General features: G+C 41.0%; 20 protein-coding genes. 1 reads left to right on the forward strand and 19 read right to left on the reverse strand.

From position 1 onward, the window contains the following. Nucleotides 1-61 precede the first annotated feature (61 nt). The 12 genes from greA to KV696_RS03435 form a co-directional block, all read right to left on the reverse strand. The gene (gene greA / locus KV696_RS03380) at nucleotides 62-544 is read right to left on the reverse strand and encodes a transcription elongation factor GreA (protein ID WP_000818750.1); all 483 of its coding nucleotides are present in this window, start codon (nucleotides 542-544) and stop codon (nucleotides 62-64) included. A gap of 61 nt (nucleotides 545-605) precedes the next feature. Next, entirely contained in the window at nucleotides 606-2,357 is a 1,752-nt protein-coding gene (gene mltG, locus KV696_RS03385; RefSeq protein WP_219966850.1) for an endolytic transglycosylase MltG, read from the reverse strand. Nucleotides 2,358-2,437: 80 nt separating this feature from the next. After that, nucleotides 2,438-2,932 carry a GNAT family N-acetyltransferase gene (locus KV696_RS03390; RefSeq protein ID WP_219966851.1) on the reverse strand — a complete coding sequence of 165 codons (495 nt, stop codon included), beginning with the start codon at nucleotides 2,930-2,932 and terminating at the stop codon, nucleotides 2,438-2,440. Next, nucleotides 2,929-3,390, reverse strand: coding sequence for a GNAT family N-acetyltransferase (locus tag KV696_RS03395; protein WP_219966852.1), 462 nt, complete (start codon nucleotides 3,388-3,390; stop codon nucleotides 2,929-2,931). Before KV696_RS03395 ends, KV696_RS03390 begins: the two co-directional genes overlap by 4 nt. A gap of 9 nt (nucleotides 3,391-3,399) precedes the next feature. Next, entirely contained in the window at nucleotides 3,400-4,734 is a 1,335-nt protein-coding gene (gene murC / locus KV696_RS03400) for a UDP-N-acetylmuramate--L-alanine ligase (protein ID WP_033677684.1), read from the reverse strand. Nucleotides 4,735-4,744: 10 nt separating this feature from the next. Continuing rightward, nucleotides 4,745-5,362, reverse strand: coding sequence for a divisome accessory protein ZapJ (locus KV696_RS03405; protein WP_219966853.1), 618 nt, complete (start codon nucleotides 5,360-5,362; stop codon nucleotides 4,745-4,747). A 47-nt stretch (nucleotides 5,363-5,409) separates the two neighbouring features. Beyond that, nucleotides 5,410-8,508 carry a pilus expression-regulating Snf2 family helicase gene (locus tag KV696_RS03410; protein ID WP_219966854.1) on the reverse strand — a complete coding sequence of 1,033 codons (3,099 nt, stop codon included), beginning with the start codon at nucleotides 8,506-8,508 and terminating at the stop codon, nucleotides 5,410-5,412. Nucleotides 8,509-8,600: 92 nt separating this feature from the next. Next, nucleotides 8,601-9,767: a MalY/PatB family protein gene (locus KV696_RS03415; protein ID WP_023943244.1), complete on the reverse strand. Its 1,167-nt coding sequence runs from the start codon at nucleotides 9,765-9,767 to the stop codon at nucleotides 8,601-8,603. A gap of 7 nt (nucleotides 9,768-9,774) precedes the next feature. Next, complete coding sequence (locus tag KV696_RS03420; protein WP_219966855.1) at nucleotides 9,775-10,869, reverse strand: cystathionine gamma-synthase; 1,095 nt, start codon at nucleotides 10,867-10,869, stop codon at nucleotides 9,775-9,777. Between the two features lie 164 nt (nucleotides 10,870-11,033). Next, on the reverse strand, nucleotides 11,034-11,489 hold the full coding sequence (locus KV696_RS03425; protein ID WP_219966856.1) for a hypothetical protein: 456 nt from the start codon (nucleotides 11,487-11,489) through the stop codon (nucleotides 11,034-11,036). A 316-nt stretch (nucleotides 11,490-11,805) separates the two neighbouring features. Beyond that, complete coding sequence (locus KV696_RS03430) at nucleotides 11,806-13,764, reverse strand: peptide ABC transporter substrate-binding protein (protein WP_219966857.1); 1,959 nt, start codon at nucleotides 13,762-13,764, stop codon at nucleotides 11,806-11,808. Nucleotides 13,765-13,970: 206 nt separating this feature from the next. Further along, nucleotides 13,971-15,593, reverse strand: a complete 1,623-nt coding sequence (locus tag KV696_RS03435; protein WP_219966858.1) for a putative polysaccharide biosynthesis protein — start codon at nucleotides 15,591-15,593, stop codon at nucleotides 13,971-13,973. Nucleotides 15,594-15,699: 106 nt separating this feature from the next. Here KV696_RS03435 and KV696_RS03440 point away from each other — a divergent pair, with 106 nt between their 5' ends. Then, a complete protein-coding gene (locus tag KV696_RS03440; protein WP_219966859.1) occupies nucleotides 15,700-17,145 on the forward strand; it encodes a UDP-N-acetylmuramoyl-L-alanyl-D-glutamate--L-lysine ligase in 1,446 nt (481 codons plus the stop codon). 46 nt (nucleotides 17,146-17,191) lie between these two features. On the opposite strand, the gene KV696_RS03445 is transcribed toward KV696_RS03440, so the two are convergent. The 7 genes from KV696_RS03445 to KV696_RS03475 all read right to left on the reverse strand — a co-directional run bounded on the left by KV696_RS03445 (nucleotide 17,192) and on the right by KV696_RS03475 (nucleotide 21,281). Beyond that, complete coding sequence (locus tag KV696_RS03445; protein ID WP_049521477.1) at nucleotides 17,192-17,383, reverse strand: CsbD family protein; 192 nt, start codon at nucleotides 17,381-17,383, stop codon at nucleotides 17,192-17,194. A 100-nt stretch (nucleotides 17,384-17,483) separates the two neighbouring features. Then, nucleotides 17,484-18,134: a DUF1803 domain-containing protein gene (locus KV696_RS03450; protein ID WP_219966860.1), complete on the reverse strand. Its 651-nt coding sequence runs from the start codon at nucleotides 18,132-18,134 to the stop codon at nucleotides 17,484-17,486. After that, nucleotides 18,118-18,630, reverse strand: coding sequence for a YiiX/YebB-like N1pC/P60 family cysteine hydrolase (locus KV696_RS03455; RefSeq protein ID WP_219966861.1), 513 nt, complete (start codon nucleotides 18,628-18,630; stop codon nucleotides 18,118-18,120). Before KV696_RS03455 ends, KV696_RS03450 begins: the two co-directional genes overlap by 17 nt. An 86-nt stretch (nucleotides 18,631-18,716) precedes the next feature. Then, the gene (locus KV696_RS03460) at nucleotides 18,717-19,652 is read right to left on the reverse strand and encodes a manganese-dependent inorganic pyrophosphatase (RefSeq protein WP_219966862.1); all 936 of its coding nucleotides are present in this window, start codon (nucleotides 19,650-19,652) and stop codon (nucleotides 18,717-18,719) included. Between the two features lie 190 nt (nucleotides 19,653-19,842). Next, a complete protein-coding gene (locus KV696_RS03465; RefSeq protein ID WP_219966863.1) occupies nucleotides 19,843-20,127 on the reverse strand; it encodes a GIY-YIG nuclease family protein in 285 nt (94 codons plus the stop codon). Continuing rightward, on the reverse strand, nucleotides 20,117-20,866 hold the full coding sequence (locus KV696_RS03470) for a tRNA1(Val) (adenine(37)-N6)-methyltransferase (protein WP_219966864.1): 750 nt from the start codon (nucleotides 20,864-20,866) through the stop codon (nucleotides 20,117-20,119). Before KV696_RS03470 ends, KV696_RS03465 begins: the two co-directional genes overlap by 11 nt. A 52-nt stretch (nucleotides 20,867-20,918) precedes the next feature. Next, nucleotides 20,919-21,281, reverse strand: a complete 363-nt coding sequence (locus tag KV696_RS03475) for a S1 RNA-binding domain-containing protein (RefSeq protein ID WP_042901323.1) — start codon at nucleotides 21,279-21,281, stop codon at nucleotides 20,919-20,921. Nucleotide 21,282: the final 1 nt, after the last annotated feature.

A 21,282-nucleotide genomic window follows, 5' to 3' on the forward strand; every position in this document is an offset into this window, starting at 1 on the left:
CAATTTAAAATGGAAAAAGGAGTGAGTGAAGCGCACAGCCTCCCCACTCCTTTTTTTGTTTTTAGGCTGTTTTTTCAACCTTTAAGATTTTTACATCATAGCTACCAACAGGTGTTTCAATGGTTGCTGTATCACCTGTTTTCTTACCAATCAAGGCTTGTCCAATTGGGCTTTCATTTGAAACCTTACCTGCAAAGGCATCCGCACCTGCTGAACCTACGATAATATAAACTTCTTCTTCGTCCTCACCAATTTCTTGGATAGTAACTGTTTTCCCAATCGCTACTTCGTCTTGGGCAACTGAGTCACTATTGACGATTTCAGCATAACGGATTTTTGTTTCCAAGCTAGAGATTTGTCCTTCAACAAAGGCTTGTTCATCCTTAGCTGCTTCGTATTCACTGTTTTCTGAAAGGTCACCGTATGAACGAGCAATCTTAATACGTTCTACCACTTCTGGTCGGCGGACCAATTTCAATTCTTCTAATTCTTTTTCAAGTTTTTCCTTTTCCGCAAGGGTCATAGGATATGTTTTTTCTGCCATTTTTCTCAACTTTCTTCTGATGATATTTTCTAAAGAAAATTATGTGAAGTATCACATAATTTTAGTTTGTTTGGTTTAATTTGCTGTTGACATGTTCGGCAACATTCCGATCATGTTCTTCTTTATTGCTAGCATAGTAGACCTTACCATCTGTCACGTCTGCAACAAAGTAAAGGTTATCACTCTTAGTCTGATTGATACTTGACTCGATAGCATCCAAGCTTGGACTATCTACCGGACCAGGCATGAGGCCTAGATTTGTATAAACATTGTATGGTGAATTAATCGATGTATCAATTCCAGCATCGTCGGCAAGACTAATCTTCTGACCAAGTTTTCCTTGGGCATACAAGATGGCAATATTGCTTTGAAGTGGCATACCAAGATTCAAGCGATTGTAGAATACACCTGCAATCAACTTACGGTCTTCCGTCTTAGCACCTTCTTTTTCGACCAGTGAAGCAATGGTCAGCAATTCATTGACCGTCAAATTCTTAGACTTAATCGTACTGTAATGAGGTGCTAAAGTCTTGTCCATAGCTGCCAACATCTCATCAATCAAGCTTTCAACAGTTGTGCTTTCCTTGATAGAGTAAGTAGCTGGGAAGAGGAAACCTTCTAAACGATAACGAACGCCACTTTCCTTTGTAGGTAAGCTTTCAAGTAGACTAGGATATTTGGCAACTTCTTGACTAATAAAGTTGTCATCTTGCACTTTAGCTAAGAAAGCTTCCGCTGTCAAAGGCTCTTTGAAGTCACCTTGCAATTGACCTACCGCTTGTGCAATTTGATCAATCGTATAACCTTCTGGAATTGTTAAATTCGCAAGCGCAGGTTCTTGAGCTTCAGCTGTTCCACCTTTTTGCAATTCATGGATGATATCTTCTGTACTCATACTCTTTTGCAAATTGTAATAGCCAGACTTCAAATCTGAATAATTTTTATATTTTGCATAAAAAGCAAAAATCACTCCGTGTTTAATCAAACCAGACTTTTCAAGAGTTGAACCAATTGTTTGAACATTAGCTCCTTCTGGGATTTGCACTGTCACATATTGTTTAGATGAAGCATCCACAGGCTGTAAAGATGACTGAACATACTGATAACCGAAGTAAGCACCTGCTGAAATCAAGCCTAGGAAAATGAGTAGAGAAATGAAGAAGGCCTTAAATCCTGATTTTTTCTTCTTGGTTGACTTAACCGTCTCACGACGGCTACGACGTGGAGTTGCAGACATTTCTTCTACAGCTTTCTTTTCCTCTACTGGTTTTGAAGTAGGAACTTCTCTTTTTACCTCTCTCTGAGCTTCTGTCTTATAAGAAACAGCTACCCTCGTTGGGATTTCATTAAATTCCTTTTCTACTTTTCTAGGACTAACAGGTCCTGGAGTTGGTCTTGATACTCCCTCCGCTGATGGAGTAGAAGGTCCTTCTTGACTCGGATGACTAGGAGCAAGTGGAGCTTGTCTTACAGCCTCTTCTGCAGGAGAAGAAGGCACATCTTGACTTGGATGACTTGGATGACTTGGAACACCAGGAGTTTCTCTTTTAATCTCATCTGATGGAGAAGCTGGTACATCTTGACTTGGGTGAGTAGGCACGGTAGGAGCTTTTCTCATAATCTCCTCTACAGCTGATAGAGAATCTTCCATTATCTCTTCTATCGACTGGTCATTTTTAGAAGAAAATTGGGGTTTTATTGAAGCTAAATCAACTTCCTCCTGATCTTCTTCATGTTTTTTAACTCGTTCTAAATCTCGTAAAATCTGCTCTTTAAAGCTTAATTTTTCTTCTTCTCTTGACTTTTCACTCAAAAGTTTTTCCTCCTCGTTGACAATCCATAATATTATATCTTAAAAGTCTAGGAAAAGCAACCTATGATGCCTTGTCTTGCCTATTTTTTAGCTTCCCATACCATATCATACCAAGTTTCCCCTGCAAAGGTTGACTGGGACAAGCCTTCGTTGACAAATCCGTGTTTTTCATAGTAGGCGATGAGATAGTCATGACAGGTTAGGTTAATGCCTTCTCTCTCATCTTCAAGAGCAACTTCTTTCAAGGCTGTTAGCAATTTCTGACCCAGTCCAAGACCCTGTGCTTCCTTGGCAATAGAGAGACAGGTCACAGAGATATAGCCACCAGTCTCATGACTATAGTCTTTTATGTCTTCTGTAAAAGACTGGTCTTGTAGATAGCGGTGAGGGACAACTGGCCCTTCGATATAACCAATAATCTTACCTTCTTTTTCCGCAACCAGAAAAGAGGTCTGAATTTCTCGCAAATGCACCTCAAAGACAGATCGAGGAATAGCTTCTTCTACCGAGAAATTCTCTAGTTCAATCTCGACAATCCGATCCAAATCTTCTAATTTTGCTTGTCTGATTTTCATTGTACCTCCAGATAAAAGGGATTAAACCAAATCATACTATAGCCCTGGCTAGTTACATAAAGGGAGGTTTCTTCATCAATAAAACCGTTCATTTCAAAATAGGAAAGCAGCTCATCAGGACTCTCCAAACGAATCCCCTTGTACTCCAGCTCAACTGCCACCTCTTTCAAAGCTGCAAGAAGAAGTGTTCCCAACCCCTGTCTCTGATGGTCAGACTCAATGACTAAAGAAAGTACTTTTAGACATTGCGGATTGTCTGACTGAGGACTTGATAGAATATAGCCTAACAGTTGATTTTCATCCCTAGCTAGAAGAAAGGTATCCGCACACTTACGGATACTTTCTTCTAAGATATGGGAAGGTTGCTGCTTTTCAGCTGGAAAAGACGAGGTCTGAATCGCCTCTATCTCAGCCAAATCAGACTTATTTGCCTGAATGATCTTAATTGGAATTTCCATGGGAACATCCTACTGAACATTGCTTGTCAAGTTAGACAAGAGACGCTCAAATGAGTATTCATAGGTTTGGATGTCTCCTGCTCCCATAAAGACATAGACAGCATTGTCATGGTCAAGGAGTGGAGAAACATTTTCAACAGTAATGACTTGGTGTTTTTTGTTGATTTTTTGGGCTAGGTCTTCAACCTTAACATCTCCATGGTCCACCTCACGAGCAGATCCATAAATTTGTGCTAGGTAAACAGCATCCGCTTGGTTCAAAGCATGAGCAAATTCGTCCAACAAGGCAATGGTTCTTGTAAAGGTATGCGGTTGGAAGACTGCTACAATTTCCTTGCTTGGATATTTTTGACGAGCCGCATCCAAGGTCGCAATGATTTCTGTTGGATGGTGGGCAAAGTCATCGATAATAACTGTGTCATTGACAATTTTCTCAGTGAAACGACGCTTAACACCGGCAAATGTTTTCAAGTGCTCACGCACCAAGTTCAAATCAAATCCTGCTGTGTAAAGAAGACCAATAACGGCTGTCGCATTCATGATATTGTGACGACCAAAGGTTGGGATGTGGAATTGACCCAATTCTTGTCCACGGAAGTGAACGGTGAAGGTTGAACCAGTTGTTGAACGAAGAAGCTCACTAGCTACAAAGTCATTACCTTCTGCTTCAAAACCATAATAATAAATTGGTGCATCAGACGTAATTTTACGCAATTCTGCATCTTCACCGTAGACAAAAAGACCCTTGGTAATTTGTTTGGCATAGTCGTTAAAGGCATTGAAAACATCCTCGAGACTTGTGAAATAGTCTGGATGGTCAAAATCAATGTTGGTAATAATAGAGTATTCTGGGTGATAAGGCATGAAATGGCGCTCATATTCGTCAGATTCAAAGACAAAATATTTGGCATTGGCCGAACCACGACCGGTCCCATCTCCAATCAAGAAGCTAGTATCCGTGATGTGAGACAAGACATGAGACAACATACCTGTCGTTGAAGTTTTTCCATGTGCTCCTGCTACACCCATGCTAACAAAGTCACGCATAAAGCTACCTAGAAACTCATGGTAACGTTTGTAGCTGATACCATTTTGGTCCGCATAGGCAATTTCGACGTTGTTATCTGGACGGAAGGCATTTCCAGCAATAATTTCCATATCACCGTCTAGATTCTTTTCATCAAAAGGAAGAATAGTAATTCCTGCCTGCTCAAGACCCCGTTGGGTAAAGTAGTATTTTTCAACATCTGATCCCTGAACCTTGTGCCCCATTTGGTGCAACATCAAGGCCAAGGCACTCATCCCTGATCCCTTAATTCCGATAAAATGATATGTCTTTGGCATGTTTTCTCCCCTATTCTGTAATTCTGGTCAGATTTAACTCTTGGGCAACCCGACGTTCTTGTTCTGTTTGTTTACTTTTTTTATTGTAGATTTGGCTCTTCTTTAGAAAATCATAGTTGTTTTTCTTTGGAGCAGGTGCTGACACTTCTTCATTCTTGGTAGGGATAGAATGAACTTCTTCCGCCAAGATATAATGAGACTGGGTCAATTTTTGGCTATATCTGACAAATTCACCAGGATTTTCCTTTTGGAAAGGAGCTGTCGGTTGGTTGCCCTGTCTAAGAAGGCCAGATTGAGAATGACGTCTCGCACGGCTGAAATCCTGAGTTAAATAGTTGGCAGAGCGTTTCTTTTTCAAGTCTGCACGCGCTTCTTCACGCGCCACCTCTGCATAGCTCTTTCCTTCTTTTTTTATCCCTAAAGGAGCTTTTTTAGGTTTCTCGACTTGCTTTTCAATCGGTTTGACTGGCGCCTCTTCAGTAATAGGAGTCCATTCTAAATAATTTTTATCCCGATACTCACCCTTGATATTACTGATCAGATCAGACTCATCATACAAGTTCATGACTGGCATTTCAGTCAGCATGACCTCGTCATCTGACACCAATGGAAATCGTTCTTGTTTCATTTTCTATTTCCTTTCAACACTTCATTATAGCGTATTGTCTTGATTTTTCAAGTGCTGGCTTCAGAAATTCCCAAAATTTCTCTAATTTCTGCTAGGGTGAGACTGCCACGTGACTCTGTGCCGTCCAATACTTGTGACACCAGATGTTTCTTCTGTTCTTGGAGTTCCTGAATTTTTTCTTCAATGGTTCCCTTGGTTACCAAGCGATAGACCTCAACTGTTTCTTCCTGACCCATCCGATGGGCACGGCCAATGGCTTGCGCCTCCACCGCAGGATTCCACCAAAGGTCAACCAAGATAACCGTATCAGCACCTGTTAGGTTCAGACCAACCCCACCAGCCTTAAGAGAAATCAGAAAGGCATCTCTTTCTCCTTGGTTAAAGGCCTTGGTCATGTCTTGTCTTTCCTTGGCTGGGGTTGAACCCGTAATTTTAAAAGATGTCAAGCCCAAGTCTGGCAGTTCTTGTTCTATTTTCTCCAACATTCCCTTGAACTGAGAGAAAATCAAGACACGGTGTCCACCGTCTGCCACCTGTACCAGCAGGTCTCGGAGACTATCCAGTTTGCCACTGGCACCCTGATAATCTTCCATAAAGAGGGCAGGGGTATCACAGATTTGGCGCAAGCGCATCAGACCAGATAAAATTTCCACTCGGCTTCGTTGGAATTCCTGGTCTGAAACTTGAGCCAGACGGTCTCGCATCTGTTGCAACTGGGCTAGGTAGATAGCCTTTTGCTGGTCTTCCAGTTCATTCTTATAAACTACTTCGATTAAGTCTGGTAATTCAGTCAGCACTTCTTCTTTCTTGCGCCTCATAACGAAAGGTTTGATAAACTGAGCCACTCGCTCAGCTGGCAATTTCATAAATTCTTTCTTGCTTGGCAAAAGTCCTGGCATGACGATTTGAAAAATAGACCACAACTCACCCAGATGATTTTCAATAGGAGTTCCTGACAAGGCAAAAACTGACGGCACCACAAATTGTCTCAAGGTCTGAGCAATCTTGGTCTGGGCATTTTTCATGACCTGAGCTTCATCTAAGAAAAGGAAGTCAAAGGCCATCCCCTGATAAAGCTCACTGTCCTGACGGAAGGTAGCATAACTAGTCACATAGATTTGATGGCTTCCAGCAAGAATCTCTTCACGACTAGCTTTCAAACCATGAACAACAGCCATATCCAACTGTGGGGCAAATTTCTGAAACTCATCTGCCCAGTTGTAAATCAAACCTGACGGCGCTAAAATCAAAACCCGACTTTCTTTTGTCACTTGACTGGTCAAAAAAGCAATAGTCTGCAGGGTTTTACCAAGTCCCATATCATCAGCCAAAATTCCACCAAAACCATAGTGATGGAGCATTTGCAGCCAGCCGATTCCCTTTTCCTGATAATCTCGCAAATCAGCCTGAACCTGAGTTGCTTGTCGAGGAAAGTCCTCTGGATGCGTCAAATCTTGAGCCAGATTCTGGAATTCTTGTGAAAAAGAAACACGGTCACGCCCTTCAAAGAGATGAGCTAAACTGTAGGCCAAGGATTTCCGAGCCTGCAAGGAGCCATCTTTTAATTCGAATTGTCCTAGTTCCTGTAAATTTTGGCGAATTTTCTTGGTTTCTTCATCAAAAAAGTAGACTTGATTAGACGAATCAATGTAAAAATCCTTGTTGGCAACCAAGGCCTGCATGGCTTGGTCGATTTCCTCTTGAGCAATATCTTGAAAATCAAATTGGATTTCCAAGAGGCCTCCCTTGGAAGCAATCTGCACTTGAGGGCTTGCTAGGTTATAGAGTTCTTCTAACTTGTCTGATAAATCAACATTCCCGAGTTTTTCAAAGACTGGAATGATTTCGTGGAAGAAATGATAAACAGACTCTGCTTTTAGGGCCTGACGCCAAGATTGAAAATCGGCTTCAAAGCCCGCAGTCAAACAGACTTGGAAAATTCTTTCTTCTAAGTCCGCATCACTCGAAAATGGTAATTCTTCTAGCTCTTGTCGGCTTGATACCTGCCTATCCCCATAATCAAACTGAATTTCTAAACGAATCCGATTATCCTCTTCCCTATCAAAATAAAAAGAGGGTTCAAAAGTTTTAATTTGTAGACGTTCTGGAGCTGAAACGCTGCCCATCTGGCCAAAGAGCGCTAGACAAGAAGCCAACTTATCTCGGTCACTGCTATCAAATTGCAGGTATTTCTTGCCATGCTGATCCAAAGGCAGCGCTTTGATTTCCTTGAGAAGACGCATCTGCTGGTCTGTTAGAAAATAAACCTGTCCTTTATGGAAAAGCACAGCTCCCTGATAAAAGACATTGACCCTAGGACTCTCACTGATTTCCATTTCAAAATAATCCGAGTATTCTGTTACTGTAAAGGCAAATAGATTGGCATCAGCATGCATATCCTGAAAAAGCAGAGTCTGGTAGCTATCCACTTGATGGTCAAATTGAAAATGGGGCAAGGTCATCAATAAATTCACACCCTGCTCAAAAAAAGTCAGAGGGAAAAAGAGGTGCCGACCTTGATTTTGGAAAAAGAGGTCTGGAGCCTGTCCTTCCTCCATCAGTCCTCGTAAGAAATTCAGAAGTTCTTGACTGGCCTCATCAAAGGCTTCCCAAGAAAGAGACTCCTCATAAATCTTGCCAATCATATAAGGTTTTCTCTTCTCGACGACTTTTAAAAAGAGTGGAATATCTCGAATGACATAGTATTTTTGGCTATTGATTTGGCCAATTCTCAGGGTCCACAAGATATGATTGGTTCCTGCTTCCACCTGACCGACAGCCGACAACTCATAGGAGCGGTCTGATTTTGGAGACAAGATTCGATCCAAAAACTTGCCACCCAAGGTCACCTTGGTTTCAACGGCCTCTTTTTCTTCATGACCTTCTTCTAGACTCTGCAAGATTTCCTGACCACGCTCATCATTTTTTAGAAAATGCTCCAACGCTGCCAAATGCACACAGTAGCCCCTCTTTTGGAAAAAATCGCAAGCACAAAAAACCAAATCATCCTCTAAACTATAGCGCAGTTCTTCTTCTGCAACGCGAGCGTAGAGCCGATTATTCTTTTCCTTGATGATGTCAACCTTACCAGTTTCATAAAGGGCAACGCCTTCGATACGGACTTTCCCCGGAATCAATTTAGCCATATTTTTACCTTTACCTTATCTTTTTATTATACCATATTTTCCCCTATGAAAATAGCCTTCTAGGATGACTTTTCTCCTAGAAGGCTGGATTTTTAACGTTTGGCAAAAGTCGTCACAATCCGCTGACAAACTTCTTGCAGCAGAGATTTAGGCATGGCTACATTGAGACGGGCATGGAGACTTCCTTCCTCCCCAAAATCCAAACCACGGTTGAGGATAACCTTAGCTTCATTTCTCAACAGCTCTTGTAATTTTTCATCAGTCAGGTCATAGGCTGAAAAATCAAGCCAAATCAAGTAGGTTCCTTGCGGTTTCATGACCTTGATTTTAGTCTCTCTTCCAAATAGTTCCACCACATAATTAATATGGTCTTCAAAGACTTGCTTGAGTTCCTCTAGCCAATCCTTCCCGTATCGATAAGCAGCTTCTGTCGCCAAATAGCCCAAGCCTGAAATTTCATGCTGATTATTGGTCAACTGGCGTTTCTGGTAAGCCAGTCTCAACTTAGGATTTTCAATGACTGCATAGGAATTTTTTGTCCCAGCAATATTAAAGGTTTTAGTGGCACTGGTCAAGACGATAGCAAATTCTTTAAAGTCAGGGTTGACAGTATTGAAGGAATGATGCTTGTGACCAAAGAGGGCCAAATCTTGGTGAATCTCATCTGAAACCAAGAAAACACCGTGTTTTTGACAGAGTTGGCCAATCTTGTCCAACACTTCCTTTTCCCAAACACGTCCACCAGGATTGTGAGGATTGCAGAGAATATAAAGTTTGACATCCTCTTCCACCAAATCCTTTTCAAGTCGGTCAAAGTCAATCTCAAACAGACCATCCTTTTCCACCAAAGAATTGGTAATCAATCTACGGTTGTTTAACTTGACACTGCGAGCAAAAGGTGGGTAGACAGGCGTGTTAATCAGAACCGCATCGCCTTCTTTTGTAAAGGCTTGAATAGCTGTTGAGATGGCTGGTACCACACCCTCGATAAAGACAAGAGCCTCTTTGTCAAAGTGGTAACCGTGTTGTGTGGCTTCCCACTTTTGAACTTCCTTAATTAACTCTTCACTGGCATAGGTATAGCCATAAACCAGTTGATCAGCGTAAGTTTGCACAGCTTGGCGGATTTCAGGCAAGACTACAAAGTCCATATCCGCTATCCAAGCTGGTAGGACTTCACTATCCGTTTCTGCTTCTTTCCATTTATAGGTATGGTGCCCTAAACGATTGGGCAGGCTTGTAAAATCATATTTTCCCATCTTTGTCTTATCCTTCCAAGGCTTGACGCAAATCTGCAATCAAATCTCTAGCATCCTCAATCCCAATAGACAAACGCAAGAGGTCATCTGTCAATCCATAAGAATGGCGTACTTCTGCTGGAATATCAGCATGAGTTTGCGTCGTTGGATAAGTAATGAGACTTTCTACCCCACCCAAACTTTCCGCAAAAGAGAAGACCTTGAGGCTGTTTAAAATGTGAGGAATGCGTGTTTCATCCGCTACTTTAAAGGAAATCATGCCTCCACGACCAGTGTAGAGAACTTCCTTAACTGCTGGAGAATCCTTCAAAAAGGCAACCACTTCTTGGGCGTTAGCTGTTGAGCGCTCCATACGAAGAGACAAGGTCTTGAGACCACGAATCAATTGATAACTGTCAAATGGAGACAAGACTGCCCCTGTCGTATTGAGATTGTAGAAAAGCTTTTCGTATAGTTCTAAACTATTGGTCACAACCACTCCAGCCAAGACATCATTGTGCCCTGCTAGATACTTGGTTGCTGAATGAAGAACGATATCTGCTCCATCTTCAATCGGACGTTGGTAGATAGGGCTGTAGAAGGTATTGTCCACCACCACTTTTGCACCCTTAGCATGAGCCAAATTTGCTAGTTTTTCGATATCAAATTCCAGCATCAAGGGGTTGGTTGGGGTTTCGATATAGAGAACATCCACATCCTTCTCTAACTCGGCAATCAATTCTTCTTCTGTATTGGCATATGTAAAATGGAAACGACCTTCCTGCTCCACTTGGTTGAACCAGCGGAAAGAACCACCGTAAAGGTCACGGACAGCCAAGACCTTACTTCCTACTGGGAAGACACTAAAGGCCAGTACAATAGCTGACATCCCTGAGCTAGTCGCTAGGGCATAGTCTGCGGACTCAATAGCCGCCAAGACTTCTTCCGCCTTACTGCGAGTTGGGTTTTTGGTGCGCGTATAGTCAAATCCAGTAGATTTACCAAACTCTGGATGCTGATAGGTCGTTGAAAAATGAAGCGGTGTCACCAAAGCTCCTGTCGCTTCATCTGACTTAATACCCGCCTGGGCCAAAATTGTGTTGATGTGTAATTCCTTGCTCATACAATACCTCCAAATCTATAGTAACTATTGTACCACTTATTTTCATCAACTCATTTTCTTCTTTTCAAGAGCTAGTTATAGTTTCAAACTATATGTTTAGCTAGTAAAGCTAAAAAGAATCCAGAAAACCTTCCAGATTCTTTTGTGAAAATGATTGCTAGGGCTTACTTATACTGAAAGAAATCCTGTTGGGCTAAATAGTCATAATGATCTTTGTTAAATTGATATTGGCCCACATGCTGACTAATCTGACCGACATCCACGGAAAAAATGTAGACTTCATTTTGATAATACCAATTAAGTCTAACTGTATTCAAGACTGGCTTATAAGTAAAATCTTGAACTTGATTCCAAGGCATCTCTACGACTTGATTAGAATGATTTTCTGTTACATCACTGATGTCCATCAAGTAAATCCCCTTAGGTGTGAATGCTATAAGCTTAGGCTTCACACTTGACTGAACATAGTAGGAACCACCTATAATGAAAAAATCAATAAAGGATTTCAGCCATGTCTTTTTCTTGAAAGCCATCAGAAAATTCCTTTGTCCCTCGATATGACAAGTTGAAAGAAATGATTCAATCTGTTTTTCTGTTGCAAACTCCATAATAGCGCCCATGATGTTACCTCCATAACGATTAGTAAATAGGCAGATAAGAACTCTTCACATAAAAGAAGAACTTATCACTAGTTGCATTTTATCTTACTTTTCCAGCAGATGGCATCCCTCCTATAAAATCATCCTAGCAAGTGCATACTTTAGTTAACACTGGAGGAGGATTTAAAAAATAGCTTCTTACAACTTTTATTATATTCATTATATCATAGTTCCGATAAACAAATAAGAAAATGTAAGCATTTTCTTCCAAATTTGCCATCATTCTATTAAAAAACGACAGCTTCTTTCGAAACCATCGTTTTTTCTTGAAAAATTCTTATTTGACATGTTTTGCCAATTCTTCTTGGGCTTTTTTATTGGATTCTTCTTTTTCTTTCAGCCATTTTTCTTTGGCTTTTTCATATTCATCTTTTGTGACTGTTTTATCTTGTACTTTGAGGTATTTATATGATTCAACCCCTTTATTACCAGCCAATGAATATGGTGTTGAGAAAGGAACAATTTTTCTCAATGTTGGTGTTCCGCCTAGTGAAACATTTGGAATTGCTAGAGAGCTATCTACCAACCAAGCTTGGGCATCCGCATATTTTTCATAACGTTTAGCCGGCTCTTGCTCCTTATTAGCTTCTTCCAACATTTGAGTGTAGACATCCAATCCAACAGCCTTGGCCTTGTCATTGGCTTCACCTGGCTCTATACCTAGATTTTGCATCAAACCACCAGAATTAACGTTAAAGACGTCAAGATAGGTTGATGGATCTTGATAGTCTGGACTCCAACCACCGTTGTAAAGATCATAATCCTTCTGAGCTGCAGTCTGAGCAAGATAACCTGAACTCTCATAGTCTTCTGTAGAAAGTTGGTGAACATCAATGACAACATTTTCTGCACCTAAGACAGATTCTATTGATTGCTTCATGGAATTGATTCCTTGAATTTCTGCCTTATTGGTCAAATCTACAGTTTTATCTAAGTGGATAGGGAATTGGACTCCTTTGGCTTGGAGTTCTTTCTTAGCTTCAGCAAATTTAGCTTTAGCTTTTTCTGGATTGTAGTATGGATCTTGGGCATCCGCAAAGTTGATTCCTTGCCATTCCTTACCATAATTCACCATCTTAGAGGCCACTACTTCACCAAAGTCTTTTCCGTTGATACTTACGAAGTTTGGAGGAACGACTAGGTTACGCAAAATCTTAGTTGCACCATCCTCTCCTTGAGATTGAGCCCCGTATGCTGTACGGTCATAGGCAAAGTTAATGGCTTGACGGAAGTTTTTATTAAGAACCGCTTCCTGAGTCGATTTCTTTTCAGCATCACTTGTCTTAGAAGTAAATTTATATGATTTTCTATCTAGGTTAAAGTTTAAGAAATAAGAAGTAGCATCTTGCATGCTATAGATGATATTGTCCTTATTCTTTTCTTTAATCCCTTCAAAGCTCGAACTATTTGGATAAAGACGAGCGTAGCTATAAGCACCTTCTACAAAGTTACGAGCCAGTGCATCTTGGTCACTACCATCATAATAGGCCAATTTCACATCATCTACAAAGACATTTTTAACATCCCAGTAGTTAGGATTTTTCTTAAATTCAATAACAGATTTTGAGACAAAGGATTTCATCAAGAAAGGTCCATTGTACAAAATGCTAGATGGATCTACCTTCCCAAAATCATCCCCTTTTGATTTCAAGAAATCAGCGTTGACTGGGAAGAGAATGGTTGAAGTTGTTTTTGAGTTCCAGTAAGGTTCTGGTCGTGTCAAGGTATATTGAACGGTTTGGTCATCAAGAGCCTTAACTCCGACAGTTGAAAAGTCGCTTGTTTTACCAGTGATATAGTCATCTAAACCAGCAACAGATTCTTGCACTAAGTACAAGGCTTCTGATTTTTTATCAGCCGCATATTTCAAACCAGTTACAAAATCTTGGGCAGTTACAGGAGCATATTCTTCTCCATCTGCAGTATACCATTTAGCATCTTTACGCAGTTTGTAGGTATAGGTCAAACCGTCCTTAGAAACACTCCAATCCTCTGCCAAAGATGGAATATAGTTTCCATACTGGTCATTTTCCATGAGCCCATCTACCAAATTAACCACGATATCATTGGTCGTTGCACGGTTTTCTGCTAGATAATTCAAACTAGACGGATCACTGGTATAAACATAGTTATATGTTTTTGACCCTGTGCTAGAACTTCCACACGCGCTTAATAAAATACCTGCACTTAACACGACACCTGCAAGTGCTGCATACTTGGCTTTAGACTTTTTCATCTCCAGAACCTCCTGATTTAAATATTTGTTTTATTATACAAACTAACTACTTTTTAGTCAAGTGTTTTTTGACATAAAATTCAATTACTTTCGTTATTTATTCTCTGTTTTACATTTCATATTCAATTCTAACAATAAAAAATGAATAAGAGAGTGTTTTGATTTTTAAAAAACTCAACTTATTCATTTTATTTATAAATTATTTTTTAAGAAATTTTTAATTTTGCTCGCAGGCGATCTGCTTGGGCTTTTCCAATCACCTTATCCAACAAACGGGTACGGAGACTCATGACCCCGTATACTCCTCCACCCATGGCACCGACAAGAGCTACATAAAGGAAGCTCCACAAACGTCCACTTGGTTGGAATACAAATCCTAAAATCCACTGCAAAGTCCCAACTACTAGAAACATGAAAAGAGTTAACAAACTGATTAAAATGGTTCGCTTCAAAATCACCTTACGCTTAACACCAGTTACTTGACAAATGTCCCGATACATCAAAACATTAGGAATAATGAGACCGATTGTAGTGGAAATCAAGGGTCCGTAACTGTGAAAGAGAGCGATTGTTGGAAGTTGCAATATTAGCTTGGCAATGGAACCATAGATAAAATAGAGAACTGCCTTGCGATTTCGAAACATGGCCTGAAGCATTGGAGACAAGACCATGTACAAGCCTAAAATAGTAGACTGTAAAACTGCGAAGACAAACAAACCCATGGCCAAACTATCTGGCTTGCCATAGAAGACAGTATAGAGAGGTTCTCCTACCATGACCACTCCAACCGTTGCTGGTAGCAAGAATAAGAAAAGCATAGTGATGCTGTCCTGAACGAGACGAGAAGCTGCTTTCAAATCCCCCTTGACATAGTTTTCAGTCAAAAGTGGCAAACCGACACCCCCAATTGAAACCCCTACAGAAATCAAGATCATCGTGATTTTATTTGGGTTGGCTGAGAAATAAGAAAACATGACAATTAAGTCTTCATTACTATAGTTGGTAAACCACTTCATGCTATTGATAAAGGTATTTTGGTCCAAGATTTGGAAAAGCTGGATGGCAGACCCTGTCAAGATAAAAGGAATAGCTTCCTTAATGGTATCGACCAAGAGACGATTGCTGTTAATCTTATCCCTCGTTTCAAAGACTCTTTTGAGTAAACCTTCTTGAGCAAGGAAATAGACCAAAACTGCAAAACTGGCTACCATACCGACAAAGGCCGCAAAGGTCGATTGGGTAACGGCTGCTAGGTAATCTCCTGAACCGAGCTTCATAATGATAAAGGTTGCTAAGAGCATCCAGATAACACGAATGACCTGCTCAGCGATTTGGCTCATGGCATAAGGTTTGAGGTTATTCATCCCTTGGAAAAATCCTCGGATAACACTCATAGATGGGAAAATCAAGACTCCCCAAGCCAAGCTTTGCATGATCGGTATCAAGTCTTTGCCCACGCCAGATAAGTCTGCTAGCCAAGGAGCAAAGACATACAAGATTAAAGCAAAAACCAAACCTAGTCCTGTCATAAAACCTAAAAAGCTCCGAATCAGGGCAAAGCTATGCTCTTCTTCTCGCATGGTATTGTACTTGGCAACTTGCTTGGCCACCGCAACTGGAATCCCTGCTGTTGAAACCAGCAAAAACCAGGCATAGATATTGTAGCCCATGGTAAAAAGACCATTGGCCGTAGCTGCATAAGATCCCATCCAGATATACCAAGGGATAATATAAATAGCCCCGAGTAGGCGACTGATAAAATTACTAGCCGTTAGCCAAGCAGTCCCCCGTAACATCTGGGCCTGCTGGTGATTGTTTTCGTGCGACATAGATTCCTCATTCAATTTTGATAACTAGGAAAAAGTTCCTTATCTTCCATTATAAACTTTTCCTTGTTACTTGTAAATTTACGACTTTCGGTTTACAATAGAAAGTATGATTAAGATTGAAACCGTATTAGATATTTTAAAGAAAGATGGTCTCTTCCGTGAGATTATCGACCAAGGACATTATCACTACAACTACAGCCATGTCGTATTTGACACCATCTGCTATGACAGCCGCAAGGCCAAAGAAAAGAGCCTCTTTTTCGTCAAGGGTGCTGCCTTTAAGAAAGAATTTCTGCTTTCAGCCATCTCTCAAGGCCTCGGTTGGTATGTTGCTGAAAAAGACTATGAGGTTGGTATTCCTACTATTATCGTCAGTGATATCAAGAAAGCCATGAGTTTGATTGCCATGGAGTTTTATGGCAATCCACAGAAAAAACTTAAACTCCTTGCCTTTACTGGTACTAAGGGTAAGACAACAGCAGCCTATTTCGCCTATAACATCTTATCTCAAGGGCATCGCCCTGCAATGTTGTCGACCATGAACACAACTCTAGATGGCAAAACTTTCTTTAAATCAGCGTTGACAACCCCTGAGAGTATTGACCTCTTTGATATGATGCATCAAGCTGTGCAAAATGACCGTACCCACCTCATCATGGAAGTCTCCAGTCAAGCCTATCTGGTTAAACGTGTCTATGGCCTAACCTTTGATGTGGGAGTTTTCCTCAATATCAGCCCCGACCATATCGGCCCTATTGAACACCCTAGCTTTGAAGACTACTTCTACCACAAACGTCTCTTGATGGAAAATAGCCGAGCAGTCATCATTAACAGTGACATGGACCACTTTTCTGTCTTGAAAGAACAAGTGGAAAATCAAGACCATGATTTCTATGGTAGCCAATCTGATAACCAAATCGAGAATTCCAAAGCCTTTAGCTTCTCAGCTACAGGTAAACTCGCTGGAGATTATGATATCCAACTGATTGGCCACTTCAACCAAGAAAATGCAGTTGCTGCTGGACTTGCCTGCCTCCGTCTCGGAGCTAGTCTTGAGGACATCAAAAAAGGAATCGCTACAACCCGAGTTCCTGGTCGTATGGAAGTCCTCACTCAGAAAAATGGAGCTAAGGTCTTCATCGACTACGCCCACAATGGTGATAGTCTGAAAAAACTCATCAATGTGGTTGAAACTCATCAAACTGGAAAAATTGCTCTGGTTCTGGGTTCGACAGGAAATAAGGGAGAAAGTCGTCGTAAAGACTTTGGCCTCCTCCTTAATCAACATCCTGAGATTCAAGTCTTTCTGACTGCTGATGACCCCAACTACGAAAACCCAATGGCCATTGCGGATGAAATTAGTAGCTATATCGATCATCCTGTTGAAAAAATTGCGGATCGCCAAGAAGCCATCAAGGCAGCTATGGCTATCACAAATCACGAATTAGATGCAGTTATTATCGCCGGTAAGGGTGCCGATTGCTACCAAATCGTCCAAGGCAAGAAAGAAGCCTATCCTGGAGATGCAGCCGTCGCAGAAAATTATTTATAAGATAGTAAAAAATCAAGGGAAATGGAACCCTTGATTTTTTCTATTTTTATTTAAAAGCGTTTTTCAAACCTTCAACGGCACCTTCTACAGCACCTTTAGCGTCTTCTACAACGTCTTTTGCCTTAGCAACTGTTTTTTCAACAGCTCCTTCAAGTTCTGTCTTGCTATCCCCAGTAACTTTACCAAATCCTTCTTTGATAGCGCCTGTTGCTTGTTCCAATTTGTTTTCAAGTGACATATGATTGTCTCCTTTAGTTTATTCCGATATGTGTTACCGGTTACATATAGTTTATACCGAATACTAAGGAAAGTCAAACAATGTGCTCAGAAACAAGAAATCACGCCAAGTAGAAAGTTAATCTGTCCTTATCAAAATCGATAGCCAACTCATACTTTCCATCTTCATTTTGAACAATATAACCTAGTACAACTAAACTGTCCACAAAGATATCACGGCGTTTCTGCATAAGCTGGTCTTTTTTGAGAAATTTCAACAAAAAAGTCGTCATATATTTGAGAGCATACTCAGGATTAACATCACCCAAAATGTCATAAAGTTCCTGCTGTTTTTCTGTCAAAGGATACTGATGTTTGACCTTGTAGAAATAATTAGACAATGTCATTTTTGTTCTCGCAAAGTCTGTCTTTTCAACTAAAATAGCTGCATTGGTTTGATTTCGTAATTCCGTCTCAAAAATCTGCTCTAACAAGGCTTGATAGGCCGGACTATCTTCGCTGACAAAAATCTCTTGATCCAGTTCGAGACTATCGAGTGATTCAAGCATAGGAAGATTAAGATAATAACGCTTATTTTCCCGTAGAATCAAGCCAGCCTTTATATACTCTTCCATGAGTTTATCAACTGCAACATCTGGAAATTGAGCCTTGATTTCCCGTAAAATCACATCCTCATGCTGGTCCAGATAGCGGATCAATTCTCCAAAAAAAGGCTGTCTCGTCAAACGAGATGGATTAAAAATCTGAATCATGAAGATTCCTTTCTTTACATTCTAACAGAGGCGATGCTGCCAACTGACTGGGATTGGTCCCAGCTTGGTTCAGAGGAACAGGCATGCCTAGTTCTCTGTAATATTCTCTCCAAAAATCACTAATGTCCTGCTTCCCATTCCCAAATTTCATAGGTATGGTTTCAAAAATCGGTAGGACTTCTGCCATGTACTGGGAACAGTAGAAACCATGTCCATCTGGATAGAAAGAAGCATTATAGGGAGCTCCAAGATGTTTGCAAGCTCTTTCTTTCACCGACTGGATATCCATTTCTGGGTAAACATAGAGGTCGTACAAGTGATTGAGTTCAAAGAAGTCTGCAGGTTCTTGACAGACCACACCAGCCTGTCCACTAGCGTGGTAAATCATCCCATCCAAACAAATGGCAACATGGTTATAGTTGCCTGTGGAAGCCTGGATGGCCTGTCCCATATCTGACTCATCTCTCACAAAAATCAAATCGCCATTTTCTAACATGCTTCACTCCTAGAAAAAAAGGAGCCGAAACTCCTTTCGATATAAGGCAAACTAGCCTATTCTAATTTGAATTAACACTCAAAATCTTAAGCATTGAAGCTTTCAGTCAATTGAGGTACCACTTGTTTCTTACGTGAGACGGCACCAGCAAGGAAGGCGTGGTTGTCTGCAAGTTTGAAGTTGAAGGCTGCTTCAACCTTGTCCATGTTAGCACCAAGTGCTAGGATTTCTGAGTTTGAGTTGACGATATCTGTAATCATCAAGACAAAGTCAGAGTAACCGTTTGCTGCGTTAGCAGCTTGCATTGCATCTTCAATTTCTGATTGACGTTCCAAAACTTCAGCGATGTCAACTGTGTTTACTTGGGCAACACGGACATTGTTTCCGTTCAATTCAAAAGTCTTAGCATCGATGTCAATCAATTCGTCAGCAGATTTGCTAGCCAAGTTGGTACCAGCTTTCAACATAGCCAAACCATACTCTTCCAAGTTGACACCAGCTAATTCAGCCAATTCAGGAGCAATAACCTTATCTGTTGGGTGTGTTGTTGGTGATTTCAAAAGAAGAGTATCTGAAATCAAACCTGAAAGCATCAAACCAGCAATCTCTTTAGGAACAGCTACACCATGTTCTTTGAACATACGATAAACGATTGAAGACGCTGATCCAACTGGCTCCAAACGCATGTAAAGTGGGCTTGCAGTTTCAAAGTTAGCCACACGGTGGTGGTCTACAACACCATAAACTTCTACTTCAGCGATATCTGATACAGATTGTTGGAATTCATTGTGGTCAGTCAGGATAACTTGCTCTGCTCCTTCTGCTTTAGCAGAAGTGATGACACGCGGTGCTTCCACACCAAAATAGTTCAAGACAAAGGCTGTTTCTTCATTTGGAGTTCCAAGGGCAACAGCTTCCGTATCCAAACCGTAAGCTTCTTTTGCAAGGTAGGCAAAGGCTACAGATGACCCGATGGCATCTGAGTCTGGATTTTGGTGACCAAATACTAGAATCTTAGACATGATAATACCTCATTTTGTTTATTCTCTTTATTGTAGCATTTTTTTCGCTTTTTGACAAAAGTAAGAGGAGTCAAAGGGCTCCTCACGATTCTTCAAAATAACTGATACTCTTCGAAAATCTCTTCAAACCACGTCAGCTTCGCCTTGCCGTACTCAAGTACTGACTACGGCTAGCTTCCTAGTCTGATCTTTAATTTTCATTGAGTATGAGTAAATTTCTATCTTGATTTTCAGATAAAAATTGCTCCTTCTGTGGTCGCTTCTTACGCTTGAGAAGGGCTTCTGCCGACATGGCTTCTTCCTTACTGGCAAAACCTTGAGCATAGATAAGTTTGACTGGCAAGCGTGCTCGTGTGTATTTGGCTCCCTTCCCACTATTGTGGACAGCGAGGCGTCTACTTACATCAGTCGTATAGCCTGTATAGTAGGATCCGTCACGACACTCCAGCACGTACATATAAGCCTTATGTTCCATAATAAATCTCTTCGAGTTCCGGCGTATAAGAGCCATCATCATTGTGTACAATGAGAGGTGGCAATACCTTAAAGCCACTTGTCGAGCCATCCTTGATAGCCTCAATCAAAAGCATATTGGCTTCCTTTTCCTTTTTGGGATAAACAAACTGCAGGCGCTTAGGGGCTAGATTATGCCTTTGTAACGTATCCAATATATCTAAAAGCCGATCAGGACGATGAACCATGGCCAAACGCCCATTAGATTTGAGAATACTATGGGCACTACGACAGATTTCCTGCAAATTGGTAGTGATTTCGTGGCGCGCCAAGAGATAATGTTCACTCTCGTTCAGATTAGAATGAGGGTCCACCTTGAAATAGGGCGGATTACACAAAATCATATCCACCTTACTTCCCTGGATGTAAGCAGGCATATTTTTCAAATCATCACATATAACCTGCATCTGCTCTTCCAAACCATTCAAACGGACAGAGCGTTCAGCCATATCTGCCAAACGCTCCTGAATCTCAACAGCCAAAATCTGTGCCTGAGTACGAGTACTGGCAAAAAGCCCCACTGCTCCATTCCCAGCGCAGAAATCCACAATCAATCCCTTCTTAGGGAAACGTGGAAAACGTGACAAGAGAACACTATCCACCGAATAGCTAAAAACCTCTCTATTTTGAATGATTTTAATATCTGTCGAAAAGAGCTGGTTAATGCGCTCTCCTGATTTTAATAATTGTTCTTCTTCCATGGTCCTATTATAGCAAATTTATATTAACATTACAAAAGATAGAAATTTCTAACTAGTGCTTCTGATTCTTCAAATGTTGAAGGGCTTCCTTGGTCCAAATTGGCATCATTCGTTTAAGAGGCGCAAAGCCGTAGTTAAAACGGTCGCTTGAAAAGCGTCTCCGTCTCGGAAACTGGTGCTTTTCTTCCTCCAAAGTACGGATAGAAAGACTGGCTTTCCCTGTAAATTCATCTAAATCCACTACCTGAACCAGAACCTCTTCATCGACTTTCAAGGCTTCATGAATATTTTCAATAAATCCCGTCCGAATCTCTGAAATGTGAATCAGCCCCGTATCACCCGTCTCTAGCTCAACAAAGGCACCGTAGGGCTGAATCCCTGTAATACGACCCTTTAGCTTATCACCGATTTTCATC

It is taken from the genome of Streptococcus humanilactis (genome assembly GCF_019448275.1).
Lineage (GTDB): Bacteria > Bacillota > Bacilli > Lactobacillales > Streptococcaceae > Streptococcus > Streptococcus humanilactis.